General features: G+C 41.4%; 19 protein-coding genes. All 19 read left to right on the forward strand.

The window, feature by feature from the left end; translation table 11 throughout:
* Positions 1-45: 45 nt before the first annotated feature.
* The 19 genes from purB (at position 46) to DWX57_RS00515 (ending at position 13,993) form a co-directional block, all read left to right on the forward strand.
* Positions 46-1,500 (forward strand): adenylosuccinate lyase, encoded by a 1,455-nt coding sequence (purB, locus tag DWX57_RS00425; protein WP_015533264.1) that lies wholly within the window; start codon positions 46-48, stop codon positions 1,498-1,500.
* Between the two features lie 334 nt (positions 1,501-1,834).
* The gene (locus DWX57_RS00430) at positions 1,835-2,326 is read left to right on the forward strand and encodes a hypothetical protein (RefSeq protein WP_117548577.1); all 492 of its coding nucleotides are present in this window, start codon (positions 1,835-1,837) and stop codon (positions 2,324-2,326) included.
* A gap of 108 nt (positions 2,327-2,434) precedes the next feature.
* Positions 2,435-2,695 carry a DUF4160 domain-containing protein gene (locus tag DWX57_RS00435; protein ID WP_015533263.1) on the forward strand — a complete coding sequence of 87 codons (261 nt, stop codon included), beginning with the start codon at positions 2,435-2,437 and terminating at the stop codon, positions 2,693-2,695.
* A 33-nt stretch (positions 2,696-2,728) separates the two neighbouring features.
* Entirely contained in the window at positions 2,729-3,004 is a 276-nt protein-coding gene (locus tag DWX57_RS00440) for a DUF2442 domain-containing protein (RefSeq protein ID WP_022059619.1), read from the forward strand.
* Positions 3,005-3,206: 202 nt separating this feature from the next.
* Positions 3,207-3,482, forward strand: coding sequence for a YhdT family protein (locus DWX57_RS00445; RefSeq protein ID WP_004849642.1), 276 nt, complete (start codon positions 3,207-3,209; stop codon positions 3,480-3,482).
* Positions 3,472-4,959, forward strand: a complete 1,488-nt coding sequence (gene panF / locus DWX57_RS00450) for a sodium/pantothenate symporter (protein ID WP_120122829.1) — start codon at positions 3,472-3,474, stop codon at positions 4,957-4,959. Before DWX57_RS00445 ends, panF begins: the two co-directional genes overlap by 11 nt.
* A gap of 53 nt (positions 4,960-5,012) precedes the next feature.
* A complete protein-coding gene (locus DWX57_RS00455; protein ID WP_120122830.1) occupies positions 5,013-5,459 on the forward strand; it encodes a PaaI family thioesterase in 447 nt (148 codons plus the stop codon).
* 19 nt (positions 5,460-5,478) lie between these two features.
* Positions 5,479-6,135: a DNA/RNA nuclease SfsA gene (gene sfsA, locus DWX57_RS00460; RefSeq protein ID WP_120122831.1), complete on the forward strand. Its 657-nt coding sequence runs from the start codon at positions 5,479-5,481 to the stop codon at positions 6,133-6,135.
* A 564-nt stretch (positions 6,136-6,699) separates the two neighbouring features.
* The gene (locus DWX57_RS00465) at positions 6,700-7,335 is read left to right on the forward strand and encodes a GyrI-like domain-containing protein (protein ID WP_120122832.1); all 636 of its coding nucleotides are present in this window, start codon (positions 6,700-6,702) and stop codon (positions 7,333-7,335) included.
* A gap of 33 nt (positions 7,336-7,368) precedes the next feature.
* Positions 7,369-7,845, forward strand: a complete 477-nt coding sequence (locus DWX57_RS00470; RefSeq protein ID WP_120122833.1) for a GNAT family N-acetyltransferase — start codon at positions 7,369-7,371, stop codon at positions 7,843-7,845.
* Complete coding sequence (locus tag DWX57_RS14205) at positions 7,846-8,070, forward strand: hypothetical protein (RefSeq protein ID WP_187115847.1); 225 nt, start codon at positions 7,846-7,848, stop codon at positions 8,068-8,070.
* Positions 8,071-8,187: 117 nt separating this feature from the next.
* Positions 8,188-8,793: a helix-turn-helix domain-containing protein gene (locus tag DWX57_RS00480; protein ID WP_120122834.1), complete on the forward strand. Its 606-nt coding sequence runs from the start codon at positions 8,188-8,190 to the stop codon at positions 8,791-8,793.
* A 15-nt stretch (positions 8,794-8,808) separates the two neighbouring features.
* Entirely contained in the window at positions 8,809-9,177 is a 369-nt protein-coding gene (locus DWX57_RS00485) for an ACT domain-containing protein (protein WP_120122835.1), read from the forward strand.
* A gap of 52 nt (positions 9,178-9,229) precedes the next feature.
* Positions 9,230-9,715 (forward strand): SMI1/KNR4 family protein, encoded by a 486-nt coding sequence (locus DWX57_RS00490; protein WP_120122836.1) that lies wholly within the window; start codon positions 9,230-9,232, stop codon positions 9,713-9,715.
* Positions 9,716-9,810: 95 nt separating this feature from the next.
* Complete coding sequence (locus DWX57_RS00495) at positions 9,811-10,830, forward strand: PDDEXK nuclease domain-containing protein (protein WP_270227060.1); 1,020 nt, start codon at positions 9,811-9,813, stop codon at positions 10,828-10,830.
* Positions 10,831-10,855: 25 nt separating this feature from the next.
* Positions 10,856-11,695 carry a DUF3658 domain-containing protein gene (locus tag DWX57_RS00500; protein WP_243104986.1) on the forward strand — a complete coding sequence of 280 codons (840 nt, stop codon included), beginning with the start codon at positions 10,856-10,858 and terminating at the stop codon, positions 11,693-11,695.
* 94 nt (positions 11,696-11,789) lie between these two features.
* Positions 11,790-12,089, forward strand: a complete 300-nt coding sequence (locus tag DWX57_RS00505) for a type II toxin-antitoxin system RelB/DinJ family antitoxin (RefSeq protein WP_118649302.1) — start codon at positions 11,790-11,792, stop codon at positions 12,087-12,089.
* Positions 12,090-12,092: 3 nt separating this feature from the next.
* A complete protein-coding gene (locus tag DWX57_RS00510; RefSeq protein ID WP_243017659.1) occupies positions 12,093-12,440 on the forward strand; it encodes a type II toxin-antitoxin system RelE/ParE family toxin in 348 nt (115 codons plus the stop codon).
* Between the two features lie 176 nt (positions 12,441-12,616).
* On the forward strand, positions 12,617-13,993 hold the full coding sequence (locus DWX57_RS00515) for a sodium-dependent transporter (RefSeq protein WP_118757550.1): 1,377 nt from the start codon (positions 12,617-12,619) through the stop codon (positions 13,991-13,993).
* Position 13,994 lies beyond the last annotated feature (1 nt).

Below are 13,994 nucleotides of genomic sequence, written 5' to 3' on the forward strand. Positions count from 1 at the left end.
TCAGCTGGCAGATGCGGGAGACTACAGGAAGAAAGAGGTAAAGACATGAGTAAGGACAAGTACGAAAGCCCACTGTGTGAAAGATACGCTAGTAAGGAAATGCAGTATATTTTCTCACCTGATATGAAGTTTAAGACATGGAGAAAGCTGTGGATAGCTCTTGCTGAGACAGAGAAGGAGCTTGGTCTCAAGGACGAGAACGGCAATCCAAGAATCACAGATGAGCAGATCGAGGAGCTCAAGGCTCACGCTGATGACATCAACTATGATGTTGCCAGAGAGAGAGAAAAGCTGGTTCGTCACGACGTAATGAGCCACGTATATGCATACGGTGTTCAGTGCCCTAAGGCAGCAGGAATAATCCACCTTGGAGCAACAAGCTGCTATGTAGGCGATAACACAGACGTTATCGTTATGACAGAGGCATTAAAGCTTGTCAGAAAGAAACTCATCAATGTTATAAATGAGCTGGCAAAGTTCGCAGATCAGTACAAGGATCTCCCAACTCTTGCATTTACACATTTCCAGCCTGCACAGCCAACGACAGTCGGCAAGCGTGCAACACTCTGGATGCAGGAGCTGCTCCTTGACCTCTCTGATATAGAGTACATGATCAGCCAGCAGAAGCTTCTCGGATCAAAGGGAACAACTGGAACACAGGCAAGTTTCCTTGAGCTCTTCGGAGGAGATCACGAGACAGTGAGAAAGATAGATGGAAAGATCGCTGAGAAGATGGGATTTGCTGAGTGCTATCCTGTATCAGGCCAGACATATTCAAGAAAGGTCGACTCAAGAGTTCTTAATGTGCTCTCAGGCATCGCACAGAGTGCACACAAGTTCTCAAATGATATCAGACTTCTCCAGCACTTAAAGCAGATAGAGGAGCCATTTGAGAAGAACCAGATCGGTTCATCAGCTATGGCATACAAGAGAAACCCAATGAGAAGTGAGAGAATCGCATCACTTGCCAATTATGTAATGTGTGACGCGCTCAATCCTGCTATCACAGCCGCAACACAGTGGTTTGAGAGAACACTTGATGACTCAGCAAATAAGCGTATCTCAGTTCCAGAGGCATTCCTTGCAGTTGATGGAATCCTTGATCTGTACCTGAATGTTGTAGATGGTCTTGTGGTATATGACAAGGTTATCTACCAGTGCTTCATGAAGGAGATTCCATTCATGGCAACAGAGAATATCATGATGGATGCTGTTAAGCGTGGCGGCAACCGTCAGGAGCTTCATGAGAAGATCAGAGAGTACTCAATGCTTGCAGGCGAGCAGGTCAAGAAGTACGGAAGAGAGAATGACCTCGTTGACCGTATCGCAGCAGACCCTGACTTTGGTATGACAAAGGAGGAGATCGTATCTATCCTTGAGCCAAAGAACTTCGTAGGTCGTGCTCCTGAGCAGACAAGAGAGTTCCTTGCAGAGGTCATTCAGCCTATCCTCGATGAGAACAAGGATATCCTCGGTGTTACTGCGGAGATCAATGTATAAAGATCTGAATTAAAATGTATATAGAGTAAATAAGACGCTGGCGCATTTGCAGTGTTGATATGTCTGTTCTGTCATGGACATATCAACAAGCTTATGTGCCGGCGCTTTTTATATATTGAATGGGTGTCATTTTGCGGCGGAATGCGGATTACATGGACTGACAGACAGCTCAATTCTACGCATAAAAATTCTTGTCGTAATTTCATTAGATTTGCATTTGCTAAGGTACGAATAGGTACATTCTAAGGTTTACATTTGGAAATAGATGTGTTAGTATGGTTAGCGAAAACTAACCTAAAAATTAATACAAAAGAGTGTTAAGAGGGCTAAAGAGATGTTGGTGACAATAGTTGCGGCGGTAATTGTTATGGTGGCCTATTTCCTTCTTCTGTACGGAATGGTCGCATTTGTACAGGATAAGAGATTTATGAGCACAGCACCGAAGGAGAATCTGGCGGTGATTCCTGACAGAAAAGAGAGATTTCGCGGAGCTCATGCGGTTGGATGGTGTATAGAAGTAGTTGCACTTCTGCTGTTTATAGGAGCTATCGTGCTTAGCGTGTGGGATGGCGTACGGCATGATTTCGGCTACTGGAAGTTCTTCGCGCGATTTATAGTGATAATGTATGTGATGGAGATCTATGATATAGGTTTCTTTGACTGGGTGCTGCTCTGTCATTCAAACTTCTTCCCGCGTTATTATCCGGAGGTCAAGGGAGTTGTGGGACCTCATATGTTCGGATACAATATGAAGATGCATGTTATGCACTTTATTATATATATTCCTATCTGCGCTGTGGTCGCCGGGGTGTGTATGCTGTTTTAGAAAAGACTAAATCTACTTAGGTTATCTTTTGATATAGTCATGATAGTTATTGAACAGCCTTGGAATGATATAGTATAATATTATCAATAATAATTGGAGGTTGATAGTATGCCAGAAATATCACTGTTTTATGGAATCAGAATAACTATGTATTATGATGATCATAATCCGCCACATTTTCATGCAGAATATAACGGAAATAAAGCTATAATAGATATAAATGAAGCACGGGTTATAAAAGGTGCATTGCCTTCAAGGCAGTTAAAGCTCATACTTGCATGGTGCGTAATTCATCAAGATGAGTTAATGCAGAATTGGGAATTATCGAAGGATGGTTTGCCATTAAACAGAATAAATCCATTGATTTAAAAGTTATGTATTATACAGAGAGGGGGAATTGGCATGATATATGATATAGTACAGGTAGTTCCATTTGAAGATTATACAGTATATGTGTATTTTGAGGATGGCAAAATTGTATGTTATGATGCAAAACCACTACTGGATAAGAAAGTGTTTGAACCGCTTAGAGACAAAGATTTCTTTTTGAATTCATGTACAATTTTGAATGGAACTTTGGCATGGGATGTGACAGGAACGAGGGATACATCAAAATGTCTGGATATTGATCCGGATACGTTATATGAATTGGAAAATGTTAAAGAGAAAATAGCGTAACATAAATCGGTATACAGTAAACTATAAATAGCTGGTGTATGGACGAAACGTCTGTGCGCCAGTTTTTTTGTGCAGACAATAATACAGAGTTTGTATATGCACAGGATTTGGGTGGCTGTCGGGGCAACTATGAAAAAACTGATCAGCGTGATATAATGAGCATTGTTCGATGTATTTATGAAATATAAGGGGATATATTATTATGATGAAACTGACAAAGGAAGAACAGCACAGGCAGTGTATAAAAGAGATCAAAGCGACGTTGCTTGTGGTATTTATATGTTTTTTATGGCATGTGCTAACCGCGTTCCTGCTAAATGGCACCGGGTGGACGGTGTTCCATATGCCGGCGTGGTTTGTGGTCTCGGTGCTTGGAACAGTGGTGCTTGCGGTAATCGGTGTATTCTGGCTGCTTAAGTTTGTGTTTGTAGATTTCCAATATGAAGAGGATGAGAGTGAGGGTGAAAATGAACAGTAATCAGATATTGATCTTATCGGTTTTTCTCGGATATCTGTTATTCAATGTTGTGGTGAGCTTTGTCTACAGCAGAAGGGCGGAGAAAAGTCTGCACACAACGTCCGAGAAGAAGTATTTCATAGGCGGAAGAAATATGAACGGAATCGTCCTAGCCATGACGATCATGGCGACATACACTTCCGCAAGTTCATTTATATCAGGACCGGGGGCCGCAGGTCTTACATATGGATATGCACAGGCGTGGATAGCTGCTATTCAGATCCCGGTCACATTTCTGGTGCTCGGTGTGCTTGGAAATAAGCTGGCGATAGTGTCCAGACGAACGGGCGCTGTGACAGTGGTGGGATACTTCAAGGCGAGATACAAGAGCGATGCGCTGGTGGTCATCACGAGCCTTGGACTTATAGTTTTCTTCATAGCACAGATGATAAGCCAGTTTACGGGAGGGGCCACACTTATAGCATCCATAACGGGAATGGATCATGTGAGTTCACTTTTGATATTTGGCACAGTCGTGATATTGTACACAGCTATTGGCGGATTCAGTGCGGTTGTCATAACTGACACGATTCAGGGAATAGTAATGTGTATCGGAACATTCCTGTTTATATTCTTTGTCTTAAGGAGCGGGGGCGGTCTTGCCGCGATAGATGCCGGTCTTCAGACAAATCTGCCGGAGGTGTACGATGACATTTTCTCGAAATACACGCCAGGAGGACTGCTCAGCTATTGGGTGCTTGTGGGATTTGGAACGCTGGGACTTCCCCAGACTGCTGTGCGCGCCATGGGATTTAAGGATACGAAGAGCATGCACAGAGCGATGTGGATCGGAGTTCTCACATGCAGCTTTGTAATCGTGGGAATGCATCTTGCAGGAACATGGGCTGGCGCACTTGTCGATACGGACAATCTTCCAACTTCGGATTATTTTATACCGTATATAGTACAGAAGATCATGCCGCCTGGAATAGCAGCGATATTCCTCGCAGCGCCGATGGCAGCAGTCATGTCGACAGCGGATTCGCTCCTCATACTTGCCGCAGCAGCTATAGTGAAGGATCTGTGGAAGAATTACGTGGTGGGTGATGATCCGGTGAAAAATGAGAAATACGACAAGAATGTCAAGCTGGTGAGCACGATACTTACGATGTTGCTCGGCGTGGTGGTGATGGTTCTCACGATCAATCCGCCAGATATAATTTTCATGCTCAACATGTTTGCATTTGGCGGACTTGAATGCACATTCTTTTGGCCTCTTGTGGGAGGTCTGTTCTGGAAGAAGGGAACTAAGCAGGCGGCGGTGTGCAGCAGCGTAGGTGCGATCGCGACATATATATTTGCAACGTATTTTATCAAGATCGCTGGGATAAATGCGGTCGTGTGGGGACTGATGGTAGGTGCGGTGCTGTACTTTGGAATTGGGTTTATAACGGGAAGAAAAGGACTTGATCCGGATATTCTGGACAAGTGCTTTTGATATGTGCGCAGGATGTATGAACTTGAAAATAGAGTTGAAAGGTAAAATGAAGCATGAATGAGATAAACGACAACAAAAAAGCTATGTCCGAGGATGTGAAACAGGCACTGATAAGGTTTAACAAGGACAACATCTATGTTCAGAACCTGAAGATAGAGCTGGTCGATATGAGCCTTGGATATGTGAAGGGCAAGATGATGATCACAGAGGATGTCCTTAATCCATATGGTTCTGTGCATGGTGGATGCCTGTACTCACTTGCGGATATAGTGAGCGGGATTGCGGCATGTACCTACGGAAAGTTTTCTTCAACTATAGATGGAACCATGACATATATAGCTCCGGCTATGAACACGGAGTATCTCATCTGTGAGGGAATCGAGATCCGCCAGGGCAAGAAGGTGTCACTGTACGAGGCAAATATTTACGATGACAAGGGACAGCTTGTGGACAAGGCAAGGTTCTCATTCTACATGATGAACCGCTCTGTTGTGGAATAGATGGGAGATGTAAGGCAAGGTGAAATATACAAATGTTATCTCAGGCAAGTTCGTAGAAAGGCCAAACAGGTTCACAGCCCATGTGGAGATAGACGGAGTTACAGAGACCGTGCACGTAAAGAACACAGGGAGGCTTAGCAGTTTGCTGATACCGGGGAACACGGTCAGCCTTGAGAAGTCTGCAAATCCAAACCGCAAGACGAAATACGATCTCATAGCGGTGGAGGATCCAAAGCTTGGCTGGGTGAACGTGGATAGTCAGGTGCCGAATAAGGTGGTTTTGGAATGGCTTAAAACTAAGGATTATGACTTTATAAAGCCGGAGTATGTATACGGGGATTCAAGGATTGATTTCTATATGGAAAAGGATGGCACGAAGTATCTCATGGAGGTCAAGGGCTGCACTCAGGAGATCGATGGGATAGGATATTTCCCGGATGCACCCACCGACAGGGGAGTCAGGCATTTGCGGGAGCTGATGAAGGCGGTCTCCGAGGGATATAAATGCTATGTTGCATTTGTCATTCCGATGACAGGGATAACTGAGGTCAGGCCAAATGCGGAAATACACAGGGAGTTTGCGGAGACTTTCTATGAGGCGAAGGCTGCCGGCGTGGAGGTGTTAAATCTCACGTGCCGGGTTACACGGGATGAGCTTGAGATAGTGGATAAGTGAGATAGGTGAAAATTATAAGGGTAAATGATAAGCAAATATACGTTTGACATGCAAGCGGCTAAATGCTAGTATAATATCAAAAGGTGCTACCGATAGACGGTTAGCCTTGATATATGAATGGTATAAAATAACCGCTCACAGTTTACCAGGCTGGGCGGTTATTTTTTTGTCTTATTCTTGCTCCTAGAGCCAACGGCATAACCAAGATTAAAGCAAGTAAGACATAAGCTGATGATGGCTATAAAAAGATCCGTTGTAAGCATAAGCAAAAACCTCCGTGATAGATTTCCATAAATGGATTTTCTATGTAAACACAGGCTATAAACTCCTGTGGTGAAGGTTAACCGCCTACCGAATAGGGTAGCACCAAATATATTATAACAAACATATGTTCGATACACAATACTGAATATACATGAGAATGAAAAATGGGCTCGGCAAACACCTGTTACGATAAGTAACAGCATTGTCATAGTGCGTATATGGACTATCAAGGGTTATGATAATAAGCTTGAAAAAAACAGGAGGAATATGGTGATATTGCTAAGATTGAGGAGATAAGTTATGGCGTTTGATTTTAAGAAAGAATACAAAGGGTTTTATTTGCCGAAAAATAAGCCACAGATCGTAACGATTCCAAAGGCGAATTACATAGCGGTAAGGGGCAAGGGCGACCCGAATGAAGAGGGCGGAGAATATAAAGCTGCGATTGGCGTTTTATATACTGTTGCGTACACTCTCAAGATGAGTTATAAGACTGATTACAAAATAGAGGGATTTTTTGAATATGTAGTCCCACCGCTTGAAGGCTTTTGGTGGCAGGATAATGTGGAAGGTGTGGATTATACAGATAAATCTGCATTTAACTGGATTTCTGTTATTCGTCTTCCTGATTTTATAACAAAGAAGAATTTTGATTGGGCGGTGGAGACCGCGTCAAAGAAGAAAAAGATTGATTGTACTTGTGCAGAATTTCTGAGTATTGATGAAGGCTTGTGTGTGCAGGTCATGTATATAGGAGCATTTGATAATGAACCTGAGACAGTAGCAGTGATGGATAAATATTTGGAAGATAATGGGTATGTAAATGATTTCACTGATGAACGACATCATCACGAAATCTATCTATCAGACCCAAGAAAAACTGCACCGGAAAAATGTAAAACTGTTATAAGGCATCCGGTAAAGAAGAGATCGTGATTCTATTTTAGAAAATAAAAAATAAGGGACTTTATGGATTACACAATAAGAAGATTAAAACAGGAAGAAACCGGGATATTAGATACATTTTTATATGAGGCAATATTTATTCCGGAGGGCGTGGAGGCACCTCCAAGGGACATTATCAATCAGCCGGAATTGCAAGTGTACGTTGACGACTTTGGAAACAGAGCGGGGGATATGGCATTTGTCGCAGAGACAAATGATAAAGTTGTTGGAGCTGTGTGGGTTCGTATTATGGATGACTATGGGCATGTTGATGACGATACACCGTCTTTTGCAATCTCACTACTCAAAGAATACAGGAATTACGGCATTGGAACAGAGCTGATGAAAAGGATGCTGGAGGAGCTGAAAAACTGTGGATATAAGAGCGGTTCACTGTCTGTGCAAAAGCAGAACTATGCAGTCGGAATGTACAAAAAAGTTGGATTCCAGATCGTGGACGAGAATGATGAGGAATATATAATGATTTGCAGGCTGTCGTAGATGGTAAGTGATTTAGAAGACATAAGTAGCTTTGATGAGAAATATGTGACAAAAATAGATGGAATTATTTCAAGACATAATTGTCAGGTGGAAAAAACGCCATTTAGAAGTAAAGAAAATATTAGTGCCGGATTTGTTGTGGTGCCGTTGTTTATGACAGTGGTATGTTCAATTGCGTTGATAATAAATGCAAGGGGATATGTATGGAACATTCAGAGCAAATAGCTTATTTTGCCTAGTCTACGAAGCGTAGAACCCGCATAGATTCACCATATTCTACGCCTCGTGGGTGTGATTTGCAATAAAAAGGGGAGATAATTGAGCCAGAAAGGAGGGAAACATATGGACCAGATTAAAATTGGCCGATTCATCGCTGATGAGAGAAAGAGAAAGGGATATACTCAAAAACAGCTTTCTGAAAAACTTGGAATCAGCGATAAAACAATTTCAAAATGGGAACGAGGAAATGGTTTTCCGGAAGTTTCATTATTGTTGCCGTTATGTGATGAATTAGAGATAACAGTGAATGAATTACTGTCTGGCGAAAGAGTATCTGAAGAGGATTATCGAAAGAAAGCGGAGGTTAATATGGTGAATTTAGTTAGGGAGGCACAGGAAAGCAAAAAGAAAATTATTTTGTCAGCAATGGTTGCGGCACTCACGATCGTTGCGGCATTTCCATTGTTTTTACTGTCAGGAATTCTGGAGATGGAGAATTGGCTGAGGGTTCTGCTTATCGCAATAGGGTTAGTAGTGGTATGTGGCGGAATAGTGATTGCGTGTATTCTTGATAGAGAGGCAGGAGCATTTGAATGCCCTGATTGTAACACAAGGTTTGTTCCGGATATGAAGTCATATGTAATGGGAGCACATACATTAACAAAGCGTAAATTAGTTTGTCCTCATTGTGGTGCACATAGATATTGCAAAAAGGTGCTTACAAAATAGATTCAAGGAGAGGTCATGGAGATAAAAGAGATTGATGAAGAATTTTCAGTGTGTCAGGTGGAAGCTTATACATATGCGAATCTCGATTCTGAGTATTGTTTTATAGGAAAAACTGATGAGGAAAGGTCTCTGGTATGCCCGGTGAGTGAAGTGCCGGCAAATGTTATAAAGCGTGATGATGGCTGGAGAGCCTTCCGCATTCAGGGAGTACTGGAGTTTTCTTTGATCGGGATTCTGGCTAAGATCGCATCTGTTCTGGCGGATAACGGAATTTCGATATTTGCAGTATCCACATATAATACGGATTATGTTATGGTGAAGAAGGAGAATTTTCAAAAAGCACTAGAAGTTCTGGCGGTAGCAGGGTATGAAATTGTGGATTGAGAGTTGATAAACCGAAACCTAAAACCGGGATGAGAATCAGGGAGATACTATTATGAATATTCCTCACAATAGTTTAATGGAGAAATTCAAAGAACTTGTGCGCTTATGCGAACAGATTGCATCTGATTATGGTGACGATGCTTCATGGTTCAAACAACCTGCATCAGATGAAATGATTTCTAATTGGGAAAATAAACACAATGTTTTTATTCCTGAAACATATAAAGAATGGTTAAGTTTCACGAATGAAGCACAAATTAGAAACTCATTGGCACATTTTTATGGGCCGGACAAGTTTGTTATGGACTCTGGAGACTTACCAGAAGACTTGATTGTAATTGCAGATTTAATAGGTGATGGTGAACAATTATGTTTTTCAAAAATAACAAGGGATTTTGTTTGGGTTGACCATGGTGAGTTAGAAATAATAGATGATTTTGGTGCTGTTTTAAGTGAAATAATTAGAATGCTTAAGCCCAAAAGCTGCTTATCTCCTAAAATGGAAGAATTATTAATGAATATGGTTAAAAAAAAATAATTGCTAGGATAAAAAGAAATGTATATGGATTATGATTTATTACAAAAAATATACAATATCAAGTCATTTGTAGGATATACAGATGAGGAAATGTATTGTTACAAGCAAGGAAGAATGCTAAAACGGCAGTTAATCTCACTATGGTATATGCCTATTATGAAATTGGCAGAATAATCGTAGAGGAAGAACAGCGCGGAGAACGGAGAGCAGCATATGGACAGCAACTCTTGAAGGGATTATCTGATTATTTAACACAGAATTTTGGAAAAGGATTTTCTGTTGGAAATTTAAAAAATATTCGTCAATTTTATAAGGTTTATTCTGCGGATCAAATTGGCGAAACAGTGTTTAGCCAATTCAAGGATCTTCCATCGATTAACACGGGAAGAAAATTTTATCTTAGTTGGTCACATTACTTGAAATTGATGCGAATAGAAGATGTTGATGAGAGGCATTTTTATGAAATTGAAGCTGTAAAGAATGACTGGAGCTTGCGTGAATTAGAGAGACAGTTCGATAGTGCTCTGTATCACAGAATTTTACTTAGTACTGATAAAGATAAGATTCAGAGACTATCTGTGGAGGGACAGATAATAGAGAAATCTTCTGATTTGGTTAAAGATCCTTATGTTTTAGAATTTCTGGGGCTGGAGGATAAAAGTGAGTATTCAGAGAATGAACTGGAAACGAGGTTGATCAATAATCTGCAGTCATTTCTTCTAGAGTTGGGCACCGGATATACTTTTGTAGCCAGACAGAAAAGATTTACTTTTAATGAAGAACATTTCAGGGTAGATTTAGTGTTTTATAATAGAATGTTACGATGCTTTGTTCTTTTTGATTTAAAGATAGGTTCGCTGAAACACCAAGATTTAGGACAGATGCAGATGTATGTGAATTACTATGATCGTTATGAAAAGCAGGAGGATGAAAATCCTACTATAGGAGTTCTACTTTGCCAAGACAAGGACGATTCTATGGTGGAATTGACTCTTCCAAAGGATTCAAATATATTTGCGTCGAAGTATCAGCTTTATTTACCAGATAAAAAGCTACTACAGGATAAACTGGGCGAATGGGTAAAAGAATGTGATGCAGATAAATGCACAAAATAGAAACGAGATTCAAAAGGAGCAGATTATGGTAGAGATACTATTTGGAGAAAGTTCGGCAGGCTCCATGAAAGCGGCAAAATGCGAGGATGTGGAATATAAGAATGGCCAGTCACTGTGGATACAGGGTTCTTCTGACGAGGTGATCTGTCTTGGTTTCATGCTGGATATGGGCTACATAGGTGAGGCAGTTGACAGTCAGTACCGCAAGGACTTTATCTACTCAATGTATGCCCAGAACCAGTGGGAGCAGGACGATGAATATGATAATGAACTTAAGGGACTTGGCGATGTGTATGCTGGGGAGCTTGCAAGGCTTATAAGATTTCTTGAAAATGGCGAGCCGGTAAGAATATGGTACAGCGACGCTCCGTATTCAAGGTGTGGATTTTACCATGTATGCAGCATACTGAAGGACTATCCAAATGAAGTGTCTGTTGTCACTCAGCCAGAGCATGTTGTGAAGAAAAATGTCATAGTGACATATCATAGCTGGAGCGAAGTGGCAGCGGAGGAATTTGCCGGATTTCTCGGAAATGAGAGTAAACTCACATCAAATGAGATAAGAATGTATGCGGAGATGTGGGGCGAGCTTGTACTTGAAAATGCTTCGCTTAGGGCTGTGGTAAATGGAACAGTGCTCAGTGTGTCAGAGGATTTCTATGATTTTATCATTTGGAACAGGCTGACGGACAAGCCGGTTAAGGAGTGCAGGTTGATCGGTGACATTCTGGGACAGGTTCCGATCGGAGTCGGTGACTGGTGGTATGCGGCGAGGATAGAACATTTCATAAGGCAGGGCAGGATAAAGGTTGTTGAGGATTCGGAGAATAAGTATGCACGTTTGATAAAAAGGTGTGAAACATAAAACCAACACATAAAAATTTTGCTATGTTAAAAAGACTAATGTATTGCAATTAGAAATACATTGTAGTACACTCAAGCTGAGAGGTGGTGTTATTATGGCAACTAAAACAGCTAACGTTACAGCTAGAATACAACCGGATATTAAGGAATCTGCGGAGGCGATTTTAGAAAAATTAGGAATTCCAGTATCTGTATTTATTGATATGACCTATAGACAGGTCATTTCTGCCAATGGTATCCCTTTTGAATTGAAGGTTTCAAGAGAAATTGAAACAAGAGATACTATGACTGATACAAGGTTTGATACATTGATGCAAAAAGGACTTGAACAAGCGAGGACAGATGATTCAAGACCAGCTAAAGATGTTTTTGCTGATTTGAGAAAGAGAGTATAACATTTGGTAAATACTTATGAGGTTAAGATTACGCAACAAGCACAGGAACAGATGGAAGAGATAGTTGATTATGTTTCTCGTGAATTGTTTGCGCCAGAGGCTGCAAAAAGTCTTTTGAACAAATTAGAAAATACAATAATGTCATTATCTGTATTCCCGGAGAAACACAAATTGACTGATGAGGAACCATGGAGATCAGATGGTATACGAAAAGTAAGTGTTAGTAATTTCTTGGTGTACTATTGGATAAATAAAGTAGAGAGTAGAGTATATGTTACAGCCGTGATATATGATAGAAGAGATCAGTTAGAACAATTAAAGACCATGAAGATACAGTTTGGAGATCCATAATCCTTTTTTAAATCAGGTTATGGATTTCTTTTCTTGTGACAATAGTGTTGGTCGGATGATGTTCAAATATATAGTGGCTTTTCCTCTCGGGTCATGTTAGAATCACATGTATATGCAAATAAATGTGGAAGGAAAGATTACGAGGATTAGTTCCAGGTAAACTATGGTGAAAGTATATGGAAGATATGAAGAATGGTAAGCGAAGTTCATTTTCGGGCAAGCTGGGGTACGTGCTGGCGGCGGCAGGTGCATCTGTGGGTCTTGGAAATATATGGAGATTCCCTTATCTTGCGGCAAAGTACGGCGGAGGGATTTTTCTCATAATATACATCGTGCTTGCACTTACATTTGGTTATACTATGATAGTTGCGGAGACTGCGATCGGACGAATGACGAGAAAGAGTCCGGTTGGGGCATTCAAATCATTTGGAAAGAAGAAATGGCTGTCGTTTGGCGGCTGGATAAATGCCGTTATACCTGTGCTTATAGTGCCGTACTATTCGGTTATCGGCGGCTGGGTCATCAAATACCTGGTGGAGTATTTCAGAGGAAACGCAAAGCTGCTGGCTGAGGATGGATATTTCACCGATTTCATATCAAATGGTGTGTCAACGGAGCTGTGTTTTGTGGCATTTTGTGCATTCACACTTATCATTATATTTGCCGGTGTGCAGAATGGGATAGAGAGGGTGTCAAAGATCATGATGCCTATACTGATCGTTCTGTCAGTCATCATTGCGGTATATTCCGTGACAAGACCGGGCGCACTTGCGGGAGTAAAATACTTCCTTGTGCCAAATGTGAAGAACTTCTCGTGGATGACAGTGGTTGCTGCCATGGGGCAGATGTTCTACTCACTTTCCATTGCCATGGGAATACTCATAACATTTGGCTCTTACATGAAGAAAGATACGGCGATAGAGGATTCGACTAGAAATGTAGAGATATTCGATACAGGTATAGCGATCATGGCGGGACTTATGATAATCCCGGCGGTATTTGCATTCTCTGGAGGAGATCCGAATACACTTCAGGCCGGACCATCACTGATGTTTATCACTATTCCAAAGGTATTCCAGAACATGGGATTTGGAACTGTCATAGGAATCGTGTTCTTCCTGCTCGTACTATTTGCTGCTGTCACAAGCTCCATAGCACTTACTGAGAGTGCAGTGTCGACATTTGAGGATGAGCTTGGATGGGGAAGAAAGAAAGCAACGGTGCTTGTGGGAGTTATCATGCTTGCACTTGGAAGTCTGTCATCCCTGGGATATGGTCCGCTGGCAGGAATCAAGATCATAGGCATGCAGTTCCTTGACCTGTTCGACTTCCTCACCAATTCGGTGATGATGCCTATAGCGGCATTCCTCACAAGTTTGTTTGTGTCAAGGGTAGTTGGAATAGATAAGATAGAGGAGGAGATAATTCACGGCGAGAGTGCCTTCAGGAGAAAGAAGGTATTTGTAGTCATGATCAAATATCTCTGTCCTGTATTTGCCATCATTATCCTGCTCAGCTCTGTTGCAAATGCACTTGGCTGGATAAAGATGTAGA

The organism is Coprococcus sp. AF19-8AC (assembly GCF_003603115.1).
Taxonomy (GTDB): domain Bacteria; phylum Bacillota; class Clostridia; order Lachnospirales; family Lachnospiraceae; genus Coprococcus; species Coprococcus aceti.

Excerpts from the sequence above, each read along its gene's own strand:
- DWX57_RS00515 (WP_118757550.1), top strand. The coding sequence starts at position 12,617 with ATGGAAGATATGAAGAATGGTAAGCGAAGTTCATTTTCGGGCAAGCTG.
- DWX57_RS00490 (WP_120122836.1), top strand. The coding sequence starts at position 9,230 with ATGAATATTCCTCACAATAGTTTAATGGAGAAATTCAAAGAACTTGTG.
- DWX57_RS00485 (WP_120122835.1), top strand. The coding sequence starts at position 8,809 with ATGGAGATAAAAGAGATTGATGAAGAATTTTCAGTGTGTCAGGTGGAA.
- DWX57_RS00435 (WP_015533263.1), top strand. The coding sequence starts at position 2,435 with ATGCCAGAAATATCACTGTTTTATGGAATCAGAATAACTATGTATTAT.
- DWX57_RS00480 (WP_120122834.1), top strand. The coding sequence starts at position 8,188 with ATGGACCAGATTAAAATTGGCCGATTCATCGCTGATGAGAGAAAGAGA.
- DWX57_RS00500 (WP_243104986.1), top strand. The coding sequence starts at position 10,856 with ATGGTAGAGATACTATTTGGAGAAAGTTCGGCAGGCTCCATGAAAGCG.
- DWX57_RS00445 (WP_004849642.1), top strand. The coding sequence starts at position 3,207 with ATGATGAAACTGACAAAGGAAGAACAGCACAGGCAGTGTATAAAAGAG.
- DWX57_RS14205 (WP_187115847.1), top strand. The coding sequence starts at position 7,846 with ATGGTAAGTGATTTAGAAGACATAAGTAGCTTTGATGAGAAATATGTG.
- DWX57_RS00470 (WP_120122833.1), top strand. The coding sequence starts at position 7,369 with ATGGATTACACAATAAGAAGATTAAAACAGGAAGAAACCGGGATATTA.
- DWX57_RS00440 (WP_022059619.1), top strand. The coding sequence starts at position 2,729 with ATGATATATGATATAGTACAGGTAGTTCCATTTGAAGATTATACAGTA.
- panF (WP_120122829.1), top strand. The coding sequence starts at position 3,472 with ATGAACAGTAATCAGATATTGATCTTATCGGTTTTTCTCGGATATCTG.
- DWX57_RS00505 (WP_118649302.1), top strand. The coding sequence starts at position 11,790 with ATGGCAACTAAAACAGCTAACGTTACAGCTAGAATACAACCGGATATT.
- DWX57_RS00455 (WP_120122830.1), top strand. The coding sequence starts at position 5,013 with ATGAATGAGATAAACGACAACAAAAAAGCTATGTCCGAGGATGTGAAA.
- purB (WP_015533264.1), top strand. The coding sequence starts at position 46 with ATGAGTAAGGACAAGTACGAAAGCCCACTGTGTGAAAGATACGCTAGT.
- DWX57_RS00465 (WP_120122832.1), top strand. The coding sequence starts at position 6,700 with ATGGCGTTTGATTTTAAGAAAGAATACAAAGGGTTTTATTTGCCGAAA.
- DWX57_RS00430 (WP_117548577.1), top strand. The coding sequence starts at position 1,835 with ATGTTGGTGACAATAGTTGCGGCGGTAATTGTTATGGTGGCCTATTTC.